The sequence below is a fragment of the Acetatifactor aquisgranensis genome (assembly GCF_943193215.1).
GTDB classification, from domain to species: Bacteria; Bacillota; Clostridia; order Lachnospirales; family Lachnospiraceae; genus Acetatifactor; species Acetatifactor aquisgranensis.
The window spans coordinates 68,339-88,677 of sequence record NZ_CALPDH010000019.1 but is presented as its reverse complement, the minus strand read 5'-3'; the positions used below and the strand labels follow the sequence as shown (position 1 = coordinate 88,677).

The window sequence follows — 20,339 nt, the reverse complement described above, 5'->3', positions numbered from 1 at the left end:
ACTCGGAGCAGTCGGCCTAACTGCTTTCCTGTACTAAGTATATCGACATATTTGCGGCTTTCTTTAGCCTGTTTTTTCCAGCCCGCCGCAGTTTCGTTTATCCCGCTACGGTCACTTCTTCTGCTTATCCACCGCCTGCTTAGCCTGTGCCGCTTTTGCGGACATCATCCCGGCCAGCATCTCCCTGGGCAGGACGATATTGGCCCCGAAAGGATTTATCACCATGCCCAGTGCGGGGCAGATATTCCCATGGGCATCCCGGCGCAGTATCATAGCCGCGTAGTCTTCTATCTTCAGGGCAAAGGTAAGGAACTTCTGGTTCTTCTCCTGCCATTTTTCATATTCAGCCTCGTCCGTGAAAGCCATGAAGAACTTCGCGCCGTCCGGCCTGGTCAGCATGGGGAACTGCACCTTGCTGCCGGGAGCGATGCCCAGCTTGCCGTCCTTGTCCGGCTCGGGCGCGGGCTCGATCACGGCGGGGGAGAGGAAACTGGCCTTGGAAAGCTCGCCTATGAACATGTTGCGGTGCGCCGGTGTGTCCTCGGCTTTCATCAGCTCGATGGAGCCTACCAGCAGCGGGTTGGATACGGGTTTATTGAATTCCATGATTTCTCCTTTTTCTGTTTGGTGTTTCTTGTCCTGCTTTTGCTGTGCTTTCTATATTATAGCCAGCCGGGGCGGTTTTCGCAACCAAAATTTCTGCTTTTCATCTGTGACTTTCCCTCTGCTGGCTCTCATACAGCTCCCGGAACCTCCCCCGGCGCTGGAGCAGTCCTTCGAAATCCCCTTCCTCCACTATCCTGCCGCCCTCCATCACCAGGATCCTGTCGGCATTTCGGATGGTAGAGAGCCTGTGGGCCACGGTGACGGTGGTCAGGGAATCCGCAATCCTGTCCAGGCACTGCTGCACCTCCCGCTCCGCCGCAGAGTCCAGGGCGGCGGTGGCCTCGTCCAGGAGGAGGATTGGAGCTTCCTTAAGGATGGCCCGGGCGATGGCGATGCGCTGCCTCTGGCCCCCGGAGAGCTGGCCGCCCTGCTCGCCTGCCTGGGTCTCATAGCCTTTCGGAAGGCTTATGATGAAATCATGGATATCCGCCATCTTCGCCGCCTCCTCAATCCGGGCCTGGATGGCATCGGGTCTTCCCAGCGCGATGTTCTCCCGGATGGTGCCGTCGAAGAGGGTGCACTCCTGGGGCACATAGGCGAAGAGCTCCCGGATCGCCGCCAGGGAGAGCCCTGCGCCCTTTTGGCCGAAGTAAAGAATCTCCCCCTCCGTGGGCGCATAGAATCCCTCCATCAGCTTGATCACCGTGGACTTCCCGCCGCCGGAGCCGCCTACGATGGCCAGATGCTCTCCCCTGTGCAGGACCAGGTCGAGATGCTCTGTCACATTTTTCCCTGGCACATATGCCCCAGTCTCAGACGTGCCATCTCCCTTTGCCACAGCCCCGGCCTCAGCCCTGTCTTCCCCAGCCTCTCCAGCCTCACGCATGCCTATGCCATAGGAGAACCCCACATCCCTGAATTCCACCGCAATGTCCCCGTCCCTGCCTATCTCCCTGCTGCCCTCCTCCAAATCCTCCAGAGGTTCATCCAGCAGCTTAAAGACCCGCTCCATGGCCACCAGCCGGGACTGGGACAGCAGCAGGAAAGTGCTCAGCCGGAACACCGAATCCGCCATCATGCTCATCAAAGTGGCATGGAACACCGCTTTCCCCAAGGTCACCTGGTTGCCCGCCAGGACGATGCCCAAAATGAACCCCACCGCCTGGGCGGACTGGGCGAAGAAGTCCACGGTGCCATAGGTGATGCCCATGACCGTCTGGCTCTTCATGCGCTTCTCCCGGATCACGCCGCAGGCGGCTCTGTAGCGCCCGGCCAGGGCCGCCTGCAGGGCGAACACCCGTATCACGGGAATGGAGCGCAGGGCCTCTATCAGGAAAGAGGCGGATCTGGCTATCTCCTCCTTCGCCCCTCTCTCCAGCCGCTTGGCCAGGGGATTCAGGTACAGGGACAATCCCATGTTGATGCCGCTGTACAGCACCCCCGCCACCGCGATATGCCAGTCCCCCAGAAGCAGCATCACAAGGGTGATTGGAAAGATTACCGCGAACCGGATCAGATTCACTACCAGAAAGGTATTGAACACCGCCATGGCTCCCTCCGCATCGCTGGTCAGGCGGGTGATATAGTCGCCAATCTTGTACCGGGCCATGGCCCCGTTTGGCATGTGGAGGATATGGCCGAACAGGAGCTTCCGCAGCCGTACCGTGCCCTGGGCAGTGGAAATGGCCTGGAGATATTTGCCATAGACCACCGGCGGCACGAACAGCAGGAACACTGCCAGCATCCAGAACAGGGTCGCCATGATGTCGCCCTGGCTGGCCCCGGTGACGATGTCGATCAGCTCCTGGTTGATATAAGGCATGGAAAACAGAATGGCCAGCTCGAAAGCCCCCAATGCCAGGCCAAGGAGATATCTCTTCCGGGCCGGGCCCATGTAGGAGAAGCTTCTATAGTATAATGCGAACATGGATTTCTTCATCGTTTTATCTCCATTCATCCCTTTTCAACCATTCCATGGTCAGCGCTGTTCGGTTCACACTCCCGTCATGCCGCTTAAAGCGGAACATACAACAGAACGCAGTTCTGTTGTCAGGAACAATTGGTGCAGGCCCGCAAGAATGCCTGCACAAAGCAAACCTTGTTCACTTGGCATTCTTACCGGAATGATTTAGATTTTCTAAGGTTGGTACTTTCCAACCTTAGAAAATCTTCATCCCGTGCATACTTTGCATTCGGTACATCTCATAGTACATCCCCTTTTTCGCCAAAAGCTCCTCCGGAGTCCCCTCCTCGGCCACCCGGCCCCTGTCCATGCAGTAGACATAATCCGCGTCCTGCACGGTGCTCAGCCTGTGGGCTATGATGACGGCGGTCCGGCCCGCCAGCAGCTTATCCAGGGCCTCCTGCACCTCCCGCTCCGTCTGGAAGTCCAGGGCGGAGGTGGCCTCGTCCAAAAGCACCAGATCCGCCTTCTTCACCATGGCCCTGGCGATGCACAGCCGCTGCTTCTGGCCCCCGGACAGGGAATTCCCGCCCTCGCCTATACAATGGTCCATGCCCTCCGGGAAGCCGTTTACAAAATCCCACAGGGCCACCTGGCGCAGGGCATCCTCGCAGTCCTGCCTGGTGGCGGCCGGGCTGCCGTAGGCCACGTTCTCATAGATGCTGCCGTCGAAGAGCACCGCGTCCTGAGTCACGATGGCCATATGGGCCCGCAGGGCCGCAGCCTCCCACTCCGCGGACTCCACCCCGAACAGCTTAAGGCTCCCCTTACCCGGCAGATAGAACCGGCAGATGAGCTTGATGAGGGTGGACTTCCCGCAGCCGCTGGCCCCCACGATGGCCACCTTTTTCCCTCCGGGAATCCTGATATCCAGTCCTGCCAGAGCAGACACCGTATCATAGCCGCCGTTCCCATGCCCGCCGCCGGATTCCCGGCCGCCGTCAGCCCCATAGGCAAAGTGCAGCCCCGAGGCCTCGCAGGGCATTTCTCCCTGAGCCTCCCGCACCACCCCCTGCCACTCCTCCGGGATGTCGATGGCCTCGTAATACCGGCAGGCGCAGGCGGCGGCCCTCCTGGCGCAGAGCAGCATGTAGTCCGAGTGCTCGAAAGCCGTAGTGATATAGCCGCTCAATGTGACGAAAGAGATGAACGCTCCGGCGCTGAGCCTCCCTGCGGACACCAGGCAGGAGCCCACCAGAAACAGGCACATGGTCTGCATCACGGTGGCCACATATTTCACCCCCGTCATCTTCATGGCCAGCTTCTCGGACTTCACCTTCTGGCCGTAGGCCCGGTCGATGGCCCGGTCGAAGCGCTGCCCCAGCACCTCCTCCCCCGCGAAGGCCTTCACCGTGAGGGCCCCGGTTATCATGTCTGACGCCAGCCCCATGGCCGCGCCGGTGTCGTCCATGGAGCTCTTGGACTGGGCCTGGACGGGCCTGCTGATGGCACTGACCATCCACAGGGAGAGAGGCAGGATTACCAGATAGACCACGGACATCTGCCAGGACAGGAAGATGCAGGCCACCAGCCCGAACAGACCGGAAAAAATCCGTCTGGAGAAATCGCTGAGATGGTTGGCGGAGAAAATGCTCAGGAAGTCGATGTCATCGTTGAGCCGCACCGCGATGTCCCCGGTGCGGAACTTCCTCTCCAGCACCGCCACGTCCCCCCTCATGATCTTCCCAAAGGCCCTGGTCCTGACCTCCAGGAACATGCTCTCCGTGACCCGGCCTATGATCGTATAATGCAGGGCCGTGCGGACGCAGTCGGCCAGGATGAAAGCCGCCATCAGGACCGCGCAGCCCAGCATCTCCTCCACCAGCCCGGCGATGCCATAGTCCACAGCCCGCCCCCAGTAGGTGGCCGACAGCATCTTCAGGATGCCTGAGAGCAGCGAGATACCCACGATAAAGGCGATGCCGGGGAGATGTTTCCTGTTGTCTATATAAAAACGTAAAAGCGTGTTTTCCATATTTGTCCAAATCTCCTATTTTGCCCTCAGCTCCCCTTTGCTACCATGACCTGCTCCCTGTCAGGATAGACCCTCTCGTCCGGATTGTCTATGTCCATGGGAGGCATGGCATCCTCGCCGGTGTGCCCCATCTTGCACTGTACGATGTCCGCCCCATGCCGGACTGCCAGCCGGTACAGGGTCTCGATGGTCTGGGCCGTCGTCCACCATGCAGATCTCCAGGTCGGGATAGGTCTGGGCCAGGACAGAGTCCAGGCATCTGCCCAGGTATCCCTCCACCTGATATACGGGAATCAAAACGGATATCAATGGTCTCATAGGCCGCCCCCCTCGCTTTCCAGGCGCTTTTGGTTCGCGCCTTAGTCAGCAGTATAGCAGACCTGGCAGGGATTACAACCCGTTTTGCATGAACGGTCAAAAAAGCGGCGGTTTTGGCGTCCGCAGGTTTGGCTGCAGCCTTTTGACAGCTTTTGGGGAGCATCATTTCAGCAGTATCACCGTGTGGAACAACTTCCCCTCCTCCTCGTAATACTGCCGCATGGTGCCCCCGTATTTTTCCACCGTGTCCCTGATGCTCTTCATGCCTGTGCCGTGCCCGGCCCCGGGGGCCTTGCGGGTCAGGAAGCCGCCCCTGCCGTCGCTCTTCGGGGCCTCCCTGCAGGAGTTCACCAGAGTCACCACCAACAGGCTCCCGGGCCTGGCGTCCACCATCAGCTCCAGATAGGCGTCCCGGGCTCCCGCCGAGGCCTCCACCGCATTCTCCAGGAGGTTCCCGAAGAGCGCGGTCATGTCGCCGGGCTCCAGGAAGTCCACGGACTTGTCCCGCACGTCCACCAGGAAAGCGATTCCCTTTTCCTGGCAGATCTCCCCGTACCGGCGCAGGATCACGTCCAGAATCCGGTTGCCGCAGATGCGCACCTTGTTCTGCAGGGCCGGGGAGGCCTCCAGCTCGCGCACATACCGCGCCACTTCCTCCTCCAGCCCCTCCTCCGCCAGGTCCCGCAGGGTCTCCAGGTGCTTGCGGATGTCGTGGATGAGCACCCGCTGCCTGTCGTACTGCTCCTCCAGGGCCCTGTAATAGCCCACCTCCGTCTGGCGCTTCTGGAGGGCCAATTGGTCCGTCAGGTTCGCCTGCTCCTTTCGCCTGCCGTACTGCCATCCGGCGAAGATCAGCAGGTCGTCGAACGCCAGCAGAAGGGCTCCTGCCAGCAGCACGGAGCCTGTGCTGGGCGGGAGGTTCAGAAACGCCCCCATGTAAGCCATGACTAACAAAAGGAATATGGTGAACAGGGAAACTCCTGTCAGCACCAGGGCCAGGGGCCCGCAGTCCTGAGGGAGCGCGCGGTCCGGTTTGGTCAGGCGGACGCATATCTTCAGATAGAACCGATACAGAAGCCTGCTGCCAAAGGCCAGCAGGGCAAATCCAAGCAGCAAACAAACCGTCTCTCTCATCAGCGCATGGTCTCCACATACAGCATATAGGCATCCCTGAAGCCCTTGTACCTGCGCCTGGCCAGATAGGCGCTGTACTGTCCGCCGTCCGGGGCGGAAAGGGATATCAGGGTATCGGAAAAGGAACTGACATACTTCATGTTGACGATGAAGCTCCGGTGGGGCCTGGCGAAGCATCCGATGTCCAGGAGCTTCTCCCACTCTCCCATTCTCTGGACGGACTCGTAGAGCCTGTCCACGGTCTGCACCGTCACCCTGCGCCCCATGGCCTCCACCATCACGATCTCGTCCGCGTACCTTGTGACGGTCTCCGCCTTGGTCTCTATGGCGATGGGCCTGGTGTAGACGCTGATCTGGTACAGGGCGTCCTTCACGTTGCGGAAGAGCCTCGCCTTGTCCAGGGGCTTGGAGAGGTAGCGGAACACATGGAACTTCATGGCCTCGTCCAGGTAGTCCGCGTAGCAGGTGACGATGAAGATCTTGATATAGGGGTTGCGGTTCTGGAGCCGGGCCCCCACATGGATGCCGCTGATGCCGGGCATCTCCACGTCCAGGAATGCCATGTCCGCCCTGGGGGTGTCCGGAGCGTACTCAGCCGCCAGGAGGGCGTCCCCGTCGGTGTAGGAGGCGTACTCCGGCTGTCCCAGGCCGTTTTGGTGGAAATATTCCCTTAAATAGCTTTCCAGCTGTACCAGAATCCTTTCATCGTCGTCACAGAGCACTATGCGCATCCCGGTTTCCTCCTTCCCCTGCATGCGTCCATTTGCCATCCGGCCGCTTTCCCTTGAATAAGGTCATTATATCATTATAGTCCGGCTTCCGTCCACAGCGAAAAATGTACACTTTCTTTACTAAATCGCCGTTTTTGCCCCGGAACCGTATTGACAGCCTAAAGTTCCCCGGCCCATGCCATCACGCCGTCCCTGCCGGTGCCAGGGATTTCAGCAAGTTCCTGAGCGTACCCGGCTTGCGCATCCTTTTGGAAGTGCCTTTGCCGCTGCTGTTTATGCAGGACTGCGTTATGTAAGCGGCCTGCAGATACTTTTCTTATTATGGAGCTGCTAAAGACCCGCCCACAGCGGAAAACAAAAGGAAAACAAAAGACGGATTTAATATTTGACTCTGCTTGTTGTCTTGGATATAATAAGAACGTTATATACTATGATGGGCGGAGGGTTCAAACATGCTGTTCAATTCCTATATATTCATACTGCTCTTTTTACCGCTTGCATGGTCGGGGTATTTTTTTCTCAATGCAAAGAAAAAGTATGAATATGCAAAATATTTTCTAACCGGCATGTCGCTCTGGTTTTATGCATATTTTAACGTTTCCTATCTGTGGGTCATATTAGCAAGCATTTTAGTGAATTATGTCTGTCACCTTAAAATAGCCGCATGCCTGAAGCGGGGAAAATCGATGCATAATTTCTGGTGCGGATTGGGAGTCCTTTTTAACCTTGGGCTGCTGTTCTATTTTAAATACTATAATTTTTTTATTGAAAATATCAATTATCTGTTTCATACCTCCCTTTTCCTGAAGAACATTCTGCTTCCTTTAGGCATTAGTTTCTTTTCTTTTCAGCAGATTGCCTTTCTGGTGGATGTAAGGCGGGGCGACATAAAGAGACAGCCCATTTGTGACTACATGCTTTTTGTAACATTTTTTCCTCAGCTGATTGCCGGTCCTATTGTAAATTATCGCGAGATGATGCCACAATTCAACAATCTTGAGCTGAAGCATATTGACTATAAGAACATTTATACGGGATTTTGCATATTTGTCATCGGCCTTGCGAAGAAAGTACTGCTGGCAGATACTCTTGGACAAGCCGTAAACTGGGGGTACCGTGAGCTGCACTTATTGTCAGGATTCAGCACCATATTGGTGATTATTTTCTATGCTCTTCAGATTTACTTTGACTTCAGCGGTTACTGTGACATGGCTGCAGGAATCGGATATCTATTCAACCTGCGTATTCCGGTAAATTTCATCTCACCATATAAGGCGGAGAATATCCCTGACTTTTGGAATCGCTGGCATATTACACTGACCCGATTTTTTACCAGATATCTCTATGTTCCTCTGGGAGGAAACCGCAGAGGGAGGCTTCGCACTTATCTGAATATTTTAATCGTGTTCCTGATCAGCGGTATCTGGCATGGCGCCGGATATACTTTTATCCTTTGGGGACTGTTGCATGGAATCATGAATATTGCCGTCCGCATTTTTCATGATATAAAAAAGCACCTGCCCTTTATCAGACATGAACCGCCTGTGTCGGGTAAGCTGCGGAAGATATTGGCAGAGGCGGTTACTTTTGCGGCCGTGAGCATCGCCTGGGTGTTTTTCAGAGCCGATTCCGTTGACCAGGCTCTGACTCTCCTAAGCAGCATGTTCCGTTTTCATGAACCGGGCACGTATGGCGAATTGGCAACTTTCTTTGATTTGCAGGAAATTGATTACATTTTCAAGGCGTTACATCTGGAGGGTCTGGTCTTTGTCCCATACTTTTCCATGGCATGCCATTGCCTGATATCGGCATGGCTGATATGGGGCTGCAAGGGTATTTCCGAGACAGGGGAATGGCCGAAGTTCAAGCCGACACTGCTAAAATGTATGCTATATTGCGGACTTCTTTTGTGGTGTCTGCTCTCTTTTTCAGGAGTCAGCATCTTTTTATACTTTAATTTTTAGGAGGCGTTTTTGTGAAAATCATCAGTTATAAGAAAGCATTTCGCATTATAATAGTTGTTCTCTGTACTGCTTTGAGTCTGATTGCCGCACTGGTCATTTTGGTAGATCCTTTTTTTCAATATCATAAACCGCTTTCCTGCTTTCACTATGTGATTGATAATCAGATTTCACAAAATCCCGGCATGATCAAGAATTTCGACTACGACAGTGTCATTCTCGGTTCTTCAATGACTGTCAACTTTGACACACTCCTCTTTGATGAGACAATGGGCCTTAATACTATAAAGTTGTCCGTCAATGCAGCATACCCTCTTGACATTTCGACTTACCTTGAATTGATTCAGGAATATAATAGCGACATTGAAACCGTCTTCATAGGAATCGATCCGCTCAACTATCATGCTGAACCCGGAATCATGGCTTACGGCTGCCCGGAATATCTGTGTGACGATAATCTTTTTAACGATGTTTCGTATCTGTTCAACAGGGATGTCATCAGGGAATATATCATAAAGCCACAGCTCAAGAAAGCTGACACGCCGCTCAACCAGGCCTACTGGTCATGGATGTATATGGGATATGGAAAAGAGACAATTGCATTGTCATATACTGCGCCAGAGATGACAGGCGTCACTCTTCCTGCTGACAGCTTTATGGATAATACGATTTTTAATATGGAAAATTATATTCAGCCGCATATTGAGAATATGGAAGATACCAAATTTGTTATTTTTTTCCCGCCGTACAGCATCCTTTACTGGTATAACTGTATGGCTGAGGGGAGTATCCCTGCCTATATGGCGGAAATCGGAGAAATCATGGGACGATTGCTTGCTTATCCTAATGTAGAGATATATTTTTTCCAGAACAATTATGAATACATCACAAATCTGGAACATTATTGTGATTATACCCACTACAATCATGATATGAACGACTACATGACTTACTGTTTCGCGGATGGCACATACCGGGTGACAGAGGCAGATTACCGGGAGGTTCTTCAAAAGATGCAGGACTGGCTGCTGGCATTTGATTATGAAAGTTGCTGGCCATAAGCAGAGCATAAAACGGCCCAGGACTTTCAGTTCTGAATCGCAGCCCGGATGCACCGCACCAGCCGCTCCTCCGTGTCCATGAAATAAATGCCCGCGCCGTTTGTCTTCTCCTGGCTCATGGTCAGGTCTCTGGAATTTCCCCCATGAGCCTCCCCATCCCTTGCGAGACGCTCTGTCTCCCAGCCCAGCTTTTCAAAAAGGGAATGCACTGTATCATACATACTTTTCGCGTTGGGAGAGCCGAAATTATAGACGCCGCCTTTCAGGGAGAAAGCTGCCTCCAGATGTTCCGCCACCTCGTTCACATCCGTGATGCCGCGCATGTCATTGCCCGGATAGCGCAGCGTCTCCGAAGTCCTGATTTTCGCCAGAAGAGTCCGCAGGAAATCGCCGTGCTCTTTTTCGTTCAGAGTCCGCGCGTCATACATCCAGGAAAGCCTTAGGCTGACACAGTCAGGATTTACTTCCAGACACTTCTCCTCCGCAAGAAGCTTCTCCCGTCCGTACAGGTTTCCCGGCGTGACTTTTTCCGTCTCCCGGTGGGGCCCTGTGACGATACTTCCCGCATATACCTGATCCGAGCTGCACAGCAGGCATTTCGCGCCCACCAGGGCAGATGCCTTTGCCAGGTTCACCGCGCCGTCCACATTGATGCGCAAAGACCGCTCCGGCTCCTGCTCACAGCGCCCGATATCCGAAATCGCCGCACAGTGCACCACATAATCCGGCCTCCAGTCCCGCAGTCCGGAAATGACTTCCGCCTCCTCCGTAATGTCCATTTCGCCGTGGCCTGGTGCGCAGATTTCATATTTTCCCCGATAGAAATCCACCACCCTGCTTCCCATAAAGCCCGATGCCCCTGTCACCAATAACCTCTTCATGCCCCATACCTCGTCTTCCCAGTCTCAGAAGCGTATTTTCTTCCTGTGAAAAGTATAGCACAGCAGCAGAAAATCAACAAGTATATGAAATATTTTTGTAACACTCTTGTCATTTTCTATATCTGGTATTATAATACCTTTATCTGCTACAAAATATTGTTATGATATTGACTTGGCAGCTCATCAGAGAATCCCCCACCGAAGAAGCGAGGCGAAGAACAAAGGATGAATCTGTCGGATTTGGTCAGAAATTCACATATGCTGCGAGGCTCCCTGTCCAAAAGAGGCTATATGCGCTGGTGGCACTCTTTCTCCGGCGTACAGCCCGGGACAGGGCAGACCCGTACTTTTTTTGTGGAATTCTTTATCATCAATCCCGCCGCGGGGGCATCCCGGCCCATTTTAGGCCAGCATCCTTATTTTAAAAAAAGGGGCATGAAGCCCTCCTATGTGATGATAAAGGCCGGCGTCTTTCCCGATGAGGAGGGGAACGGCGGCAGGCAGTTCCACGCTTTCTATCCGGTGTCCGCCCTGCAGGCCACGGGCAGCCCCCTTGTCATGCAGATAGACGACCCCAAAACAGGGCGTTTCCTCTACAGTGAAGACAGGATTGCAGGCTCCATGGAAGTGACGCCGCGAGAGGCCAGACACCGCTCCCGCATGACGGACGCGGGATGCATGGAATGGGACATAGGGGTACAGAAGATCGTCTCCTGCCACACAGGCAGATTAGGCGGCAAATTCTCCGAGGCTTTCCGCAGGCTGGACAGCTTCTGGCACGGGGAGGGAATCCTCAGCCTTTTTCAGGGCAGCGTCACGGTGGACGGCGTGCCCTATGAGGTGACCCCCGAATCAGGCCACGGCTATGCGGACAAGCACTGGGGCCGCAGCATGGGCAAGCCCTGGTTCCAGTTCGCCTGCGGGAAACTTGTAAGCAATCGCACCGGTCAGGAGGCGCGCCGCTGCGTGGTGGCCCTGAACTGCCTGCGCCCGAGATTCCTCCTGTTCCCCCTGCGCCCCCGCCTGATGCTGCAGCTGACCTGCCAAGGGGAGGATTTCCAGTTCACCCGCTGCAAGTGGGAGACTAAAGAGACCGGCAAGCGCTTCATCTGGCATGTGCTGGCGCAGAACAAGGACATAGTCGTCAAGCTTTCCGGCAGCTGCGCCAAGAAAGAAATGCTGAATCTGCAATACGAAGACCCAGACGGCCGGAAAGAGAGTCAGCCTCTCTGGGCGGGGGGCGGCGGCATCGGCACGCTGCAGCTTTACCGGAAAACCCATGGCGGCAGGGAATCCATAGATACCCTGAAGCTGTCGGATTCCCTGTGCATCTACCGGAGCATATGATTTCTGCGGGCGACTGCCGGACATGGCCGCGGAGCGTCTCCATACCCGCATTCTGTCCGCTGCCGTCTACAGGCATTTCAGTACAATCTCCACCAGAAATCCCCCGTTTTCTCCATGATCCAGCCGCACCCATCCCCCATGGGCAGCCGCAATCTGGCGCACGATTACCAGCCCCAGGCCGTGCCGGAGCTGCGAACCGTTTCCGCTGTCCATCATATAGTGGGGCGTACTTTGCAGCGCCGCCAGCTGTTCGTCGGTGACGCCGGTTCCATCGTCCTCCAGAACGATATGGGCCGCTCCCGCCTCCCTGTGCAGATTCACACCGATATGGCAGCCCTCCGGATTGTGCAGCTGGGAATTGGTCAGGACATTGCAGACGGCTCTCTGAAGCAGCTCCTTATCGCCCTGAAGAATATATTTATCCGTTTTTTCATCACAGTCAAAGTCCACAGGGTATTTCCCGTCCAAATCCAGATTCACGAAATCCGCCACTGCCTGTCTCAGCACTGCTGCCAGGTTCACAGTCTCTGTCTTCACCGGCTGCATCTGGTATTCCAGTTTGGAGGCAAGGTTCAGGTTGCCCACCAGCTCTTTCATCTTGAGGCTCTGCCGCCGGATGACCTCCGCTTTCCGCCTTGTGTCCACAGGCAGCGAGGCGTCCTCCTCTATCTCCGCCGCATATCCCATCACCATGGTCAGAGGCGTCCTGATATCATGTGAAATGCCCGATATCCAGCCCGCCCGGGCGTTCTCCTTTTTCCGCAGATTCCTCTCCTGAGCGCGCAGCTTCTCGTTCACCCGGTTCACCGCGGCGGCCACTTCCGCCAGAAACCCTTCCTCCCCGACATAGACCTCCCTTTCCGGCAGCGCCTCCATGCCCTGCACCACGGGCTTCACGGACCGCAGGATGCGGGTAGCCAGTATCATATAGATGACAAAAATCAGAACCGCGTTCATCCCCAGAAAGCTCAGAATCATCCTTGGCATTCCGGCGATGATATCGTAGTCAAAACTATTCCACAGCAGTTTCCAGTAGGCATCTTTGGGATGTCCCAGAATCACCAGATCATCCCCCCTGGCCCCCACCGTGGTAGGATAATCCGCTATATAGCCTCTGGTATACCAGGAAATCTCCGACAGGGAATAATGCAGCGGAATTTCCTCCGGGAGGTCCCCGCTGTGCCAGATTACATCTCCCGTCCCGTTTTCCACCAGGATTCCCCATGCACGGTATTCCGTCAATATCTGTTCGCCAACATCAGATAAACTCCAGGAGCCGTCCTCCTTCAGGGCGAGCTCCTCTCCCACCTCTTTCGCCGCGTCCCAGCCGCCTCCGCCGCTTTTCTCCCGCCAGGTAAAGGCGATGAAAAGCGCCAGATTCAGTATCAGCAGAATAGGTCCGATTCCCAGCGCAAGCATCAGGAAACGTCTGATTAAACGCATCGTTCTTTTCATGAATCTCTCCCCTGTTTTTCCGCCAGCACCAGCTTATAGCCCAGCCCTTTCACGGTCAGCAGGGAGACCGGTTTTGACGGATTTTCCTCTATTTTTTCACGGATGCGCCGGATATGGGCCATGAGGGAATTCTCGTAGCCGTAAGGATTGTCGCCCCACGCGGCCTCGCACAGCCCGTCTATGGTGACGATGCGGCCCGCGTTGCGGTACAGGACATTCAGCAGTTCAAACTCCTTGGCGGTCAGGGACAGGCGCTCCTCCCCCTTGATCACTTCCGCCCGCTCGAAGTCCAGCTCGCAGGCCGCCAGCCGCACCCTTGGACACTCTTCCCTATAGCTGCGGCGCAGCAGAGCCGATACTCGAAACATCAGCTCTCTGGGCAGAAAAGGCTTCACCACATAGTCGTCCGCCCCCAGCCCGAAGCCCCGGAATTTGTCCTCGTCCTCTCCTCTGGCTGTGAGAAACAATACAGGCACATCCGTCGTCTCCCGCAGCCTCTGCAGCAGCGAAAAACCGTCCCCGTCCGGCAGCATCACGTCCAGTATGGCCAATTCCGGTTTCCAGGCCTCCGCCGCATCAAGGGCCTCCGCCATATTCCCCGCCGTCCGCACCTGTGTATAGCCCTCCTGGGTCAGCATGGATGACACCATGTCCCGCAGCTGCTCTTCATCGTCTACCAGCAGAATCCTTTTTTTCCTCAGATATTCATATCCCATGGAGTTCTCCTTTCCGTATTTTATGTTCTTATAAAAAAATTATAGCATATTTTCCCCCATCCTCCCTGCCGAAAATCAAAATGTAAGGTAAATGTAAGGCAGCTGAAAGGTTCCCGTAAGCCCGGGATATTATACTGGCCTTAACCGGTAAACAAAAAGCGCCGTGGTTCCGGGCAACTTCCGAAACCAGACGCGAAGCGGCAGAGAGCGCCTGGCGGATTCTCTGCCGTCACCGACAATCAAAAAAAGGAGTCTGACATGAGCGAAATGAACATCATTGAAACACAGAACCTGACAAAAACCTACGGCGACTTCACCGCCGTATCCCACCTGAACCTGCATATCAAAAAAGGCAGCGTCTACGGCTTCCTGGGCCCCAACGGCGCCGGGAAGTCCACCACCATGAAAATGCTCCTGGGGCTGGCGAAGCCCACTTCCGGAAGCTTCCATATCAACCGGAAGAGCTACCCGAAAGACCGAATCGCCATCCTCCGGGACATGGGTTCCTTTATAGAAGCCCCCGCTTTCTACGGGAACCTCACCGGGGAGGAGAACCTGGAAATCCTGCGCCGCATCCTGCAGCTGCCCAAATCCGCCGTGGCCGATGCCCTGGAACTGACAGGGCTGACGGAGCACAGGAAGCGCCAGGCAAAGAAATATTCCCTGGGCATGAAGCAGCGCCTGGGGCTGGCCGGCGCCCTGCTGGGCCATCCGCCCATTCTGATTCTGGATGAGCCCACCAACGGGCTGGATCCCATCGGCATCCACGAGATACGCACCCTGGTGCGCTCCCTGCCGGAAAAGTACGACTGCACCGTGCTGGTGTCCTCCCACCTGCTGCCGGAGGTAGAGCTGATGGCCGACGACTTCGGCATCCTGAACCACGGCCGGCTGCTGTTCGAGGGAACCATGGACGCCCTGAAGCGCACTGCCGAAAACGCCGGTCTCCCCACCTACAATCTGGAGGAAACCTTCCTGTCCCTGATCGATATGGACAACCGGAATCGAGGTGAGCGCATATGAGCGGAACGAGAGTCCCTTTCCTGCAGCCTTTCCTTGAGACGCGCAAGCTCCGGCGGACCGGGTTCTGTCCCGCCTTCCTGGGCGGAGGCCTGCTTGGAGCCCTGGTGCCGGCCGTCAACATGGCCGTGCGGGCGGAGTCCTTCACCTCTCAGTCCGGGAGCCCTTTCCGCATCCTGATGGATGCCAACTGGCAGCTGATGGCCCAGCTGAACATCTTCCTGGTGGTGTGCGGGGCCTGTATCCTCTACCACACCGAATACGCGGACAACGGCATCCAGAAGGCCAGGTCCCTGCCCATGCGCCCCTTATGTCTGTTTCTGGGAAAGCTTACGATACTGGCCGTCTCCTGCCTGCTGCCCCTTTGCATCGAGGCGCTTTCCCTGTTGCTGTGCCGGGCCCACTGGTTTTCGGACAGCGCGGGCGCCGGCAGGCAGCTGCTTGCCGGATTGGCATTCGAGCTTGTACTCCTGCTGCCTACCGCGGCGGCCATGCTGTTCCTCTCTTCCATGTGCCAGAATATGTGGATCAGTCTGGGGGCAGGCGTGATACTGGTGTTCTTTTCCTCCATGCTGCCCCAGGGCAGCGCGGCCGTGGCGCTGATGCCCTTTGCGTCCCCTTACCGGATGCTGCACCAGTTTTCCGGCAGGGAAGCCCTGTGGATGTGCGCCCTGTGCCTGGGGGAGGTCCTTTTGTTCTGCGCCGCGGAGCGCATTTATCACAATATCAGGAGGTGTTTCTCATGAAGAACGAATACCGACCTTTGAACCTGTTCTCTCTCTTCGGCGTGGAGATGCTGAAAATACGCCGCTCCGGGATTTTCTGGATTCTGCTGATTCCCGCAGTCATGATGTGGCTGCCCTCCGCCATGAACGCCAATGTGAATTTCCTTGTAAATCCTTTTGACATCTCCCCGGAGCACAATTATTTCATCCAGGGCTACATGGGGCTAGCCTGGTTCATGATTCCCGCCATGCTGATCGTCTGCACCGTACTGCTGAGCCAGACGGAGATCCGCAGCAGAGGCCTGGTCAAATGCCTGACCCTTCCCGTCAGCACCGCGAAGCTGTGCCTGGCAAAGTTCCTGGTGACGATCGTCCTGGCTGCCGTGCAGCTGGTGCTGTCCATAGCAACCTATTACGGCTCCGCCCTGCTGGCCTCTAAGCTGTATGCTTATGATTTCCTGCTGCCGCTCTCCTATGTGTGCCGCTGCGCCTCCCTGATTTACCTTGCCGCGGTGCCTGCGGCAGCCATCTACTGGATGCTCAGCATTTTGATACGGACTCCCATCTTCTCCGCAGGGCTGGGGCTCGCGTCTATCGTCCCCTCGGTGCTGATGCTGAATACGGAAATCTGGTACAGCTATCCGCCGGACTATCCGTTCTATATCCTGATGACAGAGTACGGACGGATAGCTCCGGATGTCTTCGGCGCGGAGATACAGCTGATTCCCATGCTCCCCATCGGCATATGCGTCACGGTTTTCAGCCTGGCGATTGCCTGCGCCCGGTACGGCACGGCAGAGCGGAATTCGGACTCCCTGTGAAGAATATCAGGGCTGCGTCCCGGCGCCTGCAATGCTGCGGAAGCGACAGATATGCACTACTTATACAAAAATTCCTGCCATGGAACCGGCAGGCAACAGAAAGGAATGGTATCCGATATGAAAAATAACCCGAAACAGATAATCCTGACAGCCATCTGCGCCCTGATGCTCTTCATCCCCTGGACAATTCTGCCCCTGCGCAGCTTCCCCTGGGCGCTGGAGTCCCCTACGGCGGCAATCATGATTTCCTGCTATGCCGCGTTTATGGTCTTCAGCGGGGTATTCACCGCTGTAGTCTATGCAAAGGGAAAGGTACAGCATACGCTTATGAAAATCTGCGTGGTCATAAACGGCATCTATGCCCTGGGCGGCGTCATCGCTTTCGCATTGATGGCATATCAGGGGACGCTGCCATTTGCAAACAGCTGAAACAGGCGATGCCGTCCGGCAGACCGCACTGTGCTTTCGCGGCGGTTTCCGTAACGCCAGCGGCTCCCTCCGGCAATCATGCCGCAGGGAGCCGCTGATTTTTTCTTCTTAAAACATGCGCAGGTTCCACACCTGACATTCGACGGGACGGCAAGTTCACGGTTCCTCCTGCATCCACACCCGCATCTGGTTCTCGCCCCGGTTGGCCCAGGCATAATAAGGGATGGCAGTCAGCCGGGCCTTTTCCTTCACCGGCGGCTCCTCGCTGTACAGTGCGTCGCTTCCCACCATGCGATAGCCCTCTATCTTTAAGAGCACGTTCCCTTTCAGCACGCCCTCCTCGCAGACATAGCTTTCCGCCTTCAGCTCCTTCGGAATCCGCAGACTCTGAATCAGCTCCCCGTTGTCCACGCCCTCGAAGCAGTACACCACGGGCCCCCGCAGCAGCGCCACGCAGCCCGCGTCCTCGCGCACATGCTGGTTGGCATAAGCCTTGCGCACCTCCATGGGGAAATTCAGCTCTACCCTGTCGCCCGGGGCCCAGCTTCTGGTGATGTATACATAGCCCTTCTTCAGCAGCGCGGCCACATCCAGCTTCTCCCCGTTCACGGTAAGGCTGACCCGGCTGTCCTTTGGCTTCACATAGTAAGGAATGTGGATGGCAAGCGTGAACGCCTGCGCCGTCTTCGGCGCGATGACATAGGCCGCCTTCCCCTCCCAAGGGTATCTGGTCTCCACCGTCACCTCCGCCTTCTCAAGCTGCGCCCTCTGTCCGATCATCAGGTGGGAGTAGACGGTGGAGTCATTCTCGCTCCAGCAGTACTGCCCCAAAGAGGTCACCAGCCGCACCAGGTTGGGCGGGCAGCAGGCGCAGGCGTACCAGCCGGGTCTTACCGGCAGGGAGTGCTGATACCCGAAGAGCTTTCCGGACACACCCGGCTCGCACTCCAGGGGGTTCACATAGAAATACTTCTTCCCGTCCAGCTGCATGCCGCTGATCGTGCTGTTGTACAGTTCTTTCTCCATGATGTCCGCGTAAGCGCCGTCCATCTCCATCTCCAGCATCCGGTGGGCGAAGAACACCATGGCGATGGAAGCACAGGTCTCCGCGTAAGCCATGTCGTTGGGCAGCTCATAGTTGTTGGAGAACGCCTCCCCCTCCGGATTCCCGCCCAGGGCGCCGGTGATGTACATCTTCTTGTTCACCACATTGTCCCACAGCGTCCGGCAGGCCTGACAGAGCCTTTCGTCCCCGTCCGTCCCGGCCAGATCCGCCATGGCGGTGTACATGTACAGGGCGCGGACGGCGTGGCCCACCGCCTCCTTCTGGTCGTAGATGGGCTCATGGGCCTGGTTGTAGGTCACGTCCATGGCTTCGATGCTGTACTGCCCCCAGTGCTGCCAGCCCCTCTTCAGCTTCTCCTGATGGAAATAGTCCGGGTTCTTGCCCCGCTCCTCCAGGAAATATTTCGCCATGTCCATGTATTTTTCTTTCCCGGTGGCGCGGTAGAGCTTCATCAGGCCGATCTCCACCTCCTGGTGTCCGGGGATGCCGTGCTCCTTGTCCTCCTCCGGCCCGAACCTGTCGATGATATGGTCAGCCATGCGCTCCATCACATGCAGAAGCTTATCCTTCCCGGTGACGTCAAAATAAGCCACAGCCGCCTCCATCATATGGCCCGCGCAGTAGAGTTCGTGGCACTCGTGGAGGTTCTGCCAGCGGTGCTCCGGCTCCTTGATGGTGAAATAGGTGTTCAGGTAGCCGTCTGGCTGCTGGGCCTTCTCTATGATGTCGATGATGCCGTCCGCCCTGGCTTCCAGATCCGCGTCCGGCTTCACGGACAGGGAATAGGCCACGCCCTCCAGCCATTTCGCCAGATCGCTGTCCTGGAACACCATCCCGTAGAACTCGCCTTCGCTCAGGCCCGCGGCGATGCGGAAGTTCTCGATGGCATGGCTCTTGGCCACCCCGGGGACTTCATCGTTCAGCACCTTCTCCTGAAAGGGAATGACTACATCTATGACTTTCTCCTGCATCCCCGTCCAGAATCCGTCCGCCACCTTTACCTGGCTGACATTTACCTCTTTTGCTGCTTTTTTCATATCCATCCTCCATTCTGCCGCCTGGCGGCACTGATTGATCCCCAGAGACAGACTATGGGAATCCTTTCGGAAAGGCCGCGAATCCGGCTTTTCCGAATGTGCACAAATATTACGATTTTCGCCGGAAGAATTGTCTTCTCTCTAAAATCATGTTATCATTTCCATAAATAATCGCAACATACAGTTTTCAATGAAAGGTGGACAAATCATAGATGTTGTACATGGTATCCGATGCCTCCGAACCGGTGCGGTTCCTGTCCGCGGGCAACCTCACCAACGAAGACCAGTTCCTCCACGCCAGGCGCACCCTCCAGTCCTGTGAGTTCCTCTCCGTCACGAAAGGCATTTTGCACATCCAGTCGGGACAGCGCAGCTATCATTTAGGCCCCGGCCAGTTCGTGCTGCTGTTTCCCGGGGAATGCCACTTCGGCACCCGGGCTTCCCAGGGAGAGCTGTCCTTCTACTGGACTCATTTCCGGTTCGGTTCGGAAGACAGCTCTGTCTTAAGTGAATCCCGGGCCGGTGCCCTTTTTCTGGAGGAGAACCATCCCCGCTACATCCTTCCGGAGACCGGCACCCTGTCCCCGAACAGCCGGGTCAATGTACTGTTCGTGCAGCTCCTGGACCTGGCCAAGCGGCTGGGCAGCCTGTCCTCCACACAGTGCAGCTACGCCCAGAGCACGCTGCTGCTGGAAGTGACCCACGAATGCTTCTTCCGCCATCACCTGATGCAGCGCAGCGAGAAGATTCCCCTGGGCATCGCCGACCTGATGGAATGGCTGCAGCTGAACTTCGACACCACTCTGTCCGTGGCGGACATCGCGGAGAAGTTCGGCTACCATCCCTCCTATCTGACCTCCGTCTTCAAGCGCTGCAGTGGCTGCACCATCACCGAGTACATAAACCGGCAGCGCATCCAGGTGGCGAAGAACCTGCTGACTTCCACCCCGAAGCTGACGCTGGCGGAGATTGCCGGACAAGTGGGCATAGGGGACGAAAAATATTTCATGCGCCTGTTCAAACGCTACGAGGGCATCACGGCCACTGCCTACCGGGAGGCTTTTTCCCTGAAAAAGAAGAACCGGGCCTGATG

At 56.1% G+C, this 20,339-nt stretch carries 19 protein-coding genes; 8 read left to right on the top strand and 11 right to left on the bottom strand.

What is annotated here, in order from left to right; all coding sequences use genetic code 11:
- Positions 1–111: 111 nt before the first annotated feature.
- The 7 genes from NFS35_RS16795 to NFS35_RS16765 all read right to left on the bottom strand — a co-directional run bounded on the left by NFS35_RS16795 (position 112) and on the right by NFS35_RS16765 (position 7,518).
- Positions 112–606 (bottom strand): SseB family protein, encoded by a 495-nt coding sequence (locus NFS35_RS16795; protein WP_251208280.1) that lies wholly within the window; start codon positions 604–606, stop codon positions 112–114.
- A gap of 100 nt (positions 607–706) precedes the next feature.
- The gene (locus NFS35_RS16790; protein ID WP_251208279.1) at positions 707–2,545 is read right to left on the bottom strand and encodes an ABC transporter ATP-binding protein; all 1,839 of its coding nucleotides are present in this window, start codon (positions 2,543–2,545) and stop codon (positions 707–709) included.
- A gap of 220 nt (positions 2,546–2,765) precedes the next feature.
- Positions 2,766–4,544 carry an ABC transporter ATP-binding protein gene (locus tag NFS35_RS16785; RefSeq protein WP_251208278.1) on the bottom strand — a complete coding sequence of 593 codons (1,779 nt, stop codon included), beginning with the start codon at positions 4,542–4,544 and terminating at the stop codon, positions 2,766–2,768.
- A gap of 60 nt (positions 4,545–4,604) precedes the next feature.
- Positions 4,605–4,862, bottom strand: coding sequence for a glycosyltransferase family 2 protein (locus NFS35_RS29330; RefSeq protein ID WP_251208277.1), 258 nt, complete (start codon positions 4,860–4,862; stop codon positions 4,605–4,607).
- A gap of 162 nt (positions 4,863–5,024) precedes the next feature.
- Entirely contained in the window at positions 5,025–5,996 is a 972-nt protein-coding gene (locus NFS35_RS16775) for a sensor histidine kinase (protein WP_251208276.1), read from the bottom strand.
- Positions 5,996–6,766 carry a LytR/AlgR family response regulator transcription factor gene (locus tag NFS35_RS16770; RefSeq protein ID WP_251208275.1) on the bottom strand — a complete coding sequence of 257 codons (771 nt, stop codon included), beginning with the start codon at positions 6,764–6,766 and terminating at the stop codon, positions 5,996–5,998. Before NFS35_RS16770 ends, NFS35_RS16775 begins: the two co-directional genes overlap by 1 nt.
- A 590-nt stretch (positions 6,767–7,356) precedes the next feature.
- Positions 7,357–7,518, bottom strand: coding sequence for a hypothetical protein (locus tag NFS35_RS16765; protein ID WP_251208316.1), 162 nt, complete (start codon positions 7,516–7,518; stop codon positions 7,357–7,359).
- 75 nt (positions 7,519–7,593) lie between these two features.
- On the opposite strand from NFS35_RS16765, the gene NFS35_RS16760 reads away from it, so the two are divergent.
- The gene (locus NFS35_RS16760; RefSeq protein WP_330640301.1) at positions 7,594–8,691 is read left to right on the top strand and encodes an MBOAT family O-acyltransferase; all 1,098 of its coding nucleotides are present in this window, start codon (positions 7,594–7,596) and stop codon (positions 8,689–8,691) included.
- A gap of 11 nt (positions 8,692–8,702) precedes the next feature.
- Complete coding sequence (locus tag NFS35_RS16755; protein ID WP_251208274.1) at positions 8,703–9,749, top strand: hypothetical protein; 1,047 nt, start codon at positions 8,703–8,705, stop codon at positions 9,747–9,749.
- 26 nt (positions 9,750–9,775) lie between these two features.
- Here NFS35_RS16755 and NFS35_RS16750 read toward each other — a convergent pair whose 3' ends face one another.
- Positions 9,776–10,630: an SDR family oxidoreductase gene (locus tag NFS35_RS16750; RefSeq protein ID WP_251208273.1), complete on the bottom strand. Its 855-nt coding sequence runs from the start codon at positions 10,628–10,630 to the stop codon at positions 9,776–9,778.
- Between the two features lie 240 nt (positions 10,631–10,870).
- Between NFS35_RS16750 and NFS35_RS16745 the strand changes: the two genes are divergently transcribed.
- Positions 10,871–11,977, top strand: a complete 1,107-nt coding sequence (locus NFS35_RS16745) for a hypothetical protein (protein WP_251208272.1) — start codon at positions 10,871–10,873, stop codon at positions 11,975–11,977.
- Positions 11,978–12,043: 66 nt separating this feature from the next.
- Here NFS35_RS16745 and NFS35_RS16740 read toward each other — a convergent pair whose 3' ends face one another.
- Positions 12,044–13,432 carry a sensor histidine kinase gene (locus NFS35_RS16740; protein ID WP_251208271.1) on the bottom strand — a complete coding sequence of 463 codons (1,389 nt, stop codon included), beginning with the start codon at positions 13,430–13,432 and terminating at the stop codon, positions 12,044–12,046.
- A complete protein-coding gene (locus NFS35_RS16735) occupies positions 13,429–14,148 on the bottom strand; it encodes a response regulator transcription factor (protein ID WP_251208270.1) in 720 nt (239 codons plus the stop codon). Before NFS35_RS16735 ends, NFS35_RS16740 begins: the two co-directional genes overlap by 4 nt.
- Positions 14,149–14,415: 267 nt before the next feature.
- Here NFS35_RS16735 and NFS35_RS16730 point away from each other — a divergent pair, with 267 nt between their 5' ends.
- From NFS35_RS16730 to NFS35_RS16715, 4 genes are read left to right on the top strand one after another with little or no spacing between them, the layout of a single operon-like run.
- A complete protein-coding gene (locus NFS35_RS16730) occupies positions 14,416–15,171 on the top strand; it encodes an ABC transporter ATP-binding protein (protein WP_251208311.1) in 756 nt (251 codons plus the stop codon).
- The gene (locus NFS35_RS16725; protein ID WP_251208269.1) at positions 15,168–15,914 is read left to right on the top strand and encodes an ABC transporter permease; all 747 of its coding nucleotides are present in this window, start codon (positions 15,168–15,170) and stop codon (positions 15,912–15,914) included. The genes NFS35_RS16730 and NFS35_RS16725 overlap by 4 nt, the downstream gene beginning before the upstream one ends.
- Complete coding sequence (locus tag NFS35_RS16720; RefSeq protein WP_251208268.1) at positions 15,911–16,714, top strand: ABC transporter permease; 804 nt, start codon at positions 15,911–15,913, stop codon at positions 16,712–16,714. Before NFS35_RS16725 ends, NFS35_RS16720 begins: the two co-directional genes overlap by 4 nt.
- 51 nt (positions 16,715–16,765) lie before the next feature.
- Positions 16,766–17,143: a hypothetical protein gene (locus tag NFS35_RS16715; RefSeq protein WP_251208267.1), complete on the top strand. Its 378-nt coding sequence runs from the start codon at positions 16,766–16,768 to the stop codon at positions 17,141–17,143.
- Positions 17,144–17,299: 156 nt separating this feature from the next.
- Here the strand turns inward: NFS35_RS16715 and NFS35_RS16710 are convergent, their stop codons facing one another.
- On the bottom strand, positions 17,300–19,246 hold the full coding sequence (locus NFS35_RS16710) for a glycoside hydrolase family 127 protein (protein ID WP_251208266.1): 1,947 nt from the start codon (positions 19,244–19,246) through the stop codon (positions 17,300–17,302).
- Positions 19,247–19,458: 212 nt separating this feature from the next.
- Between NFS35_RS16710 and NFS35_RS16705 the strand changes: the two genes are divergently transcribed.
- A complete protein-coding gene (locus NFS35_RS16705; RefSeq protein ID WP_251208265.1) occupies positions 19,459–20,337 on the top strand; it encodes a helix-turn-helix domain-containing protein in 879 nt (292 codons plus the stop codon).
- Positions 20,338–20,339 lie beyond the last annotated feature (2 nt).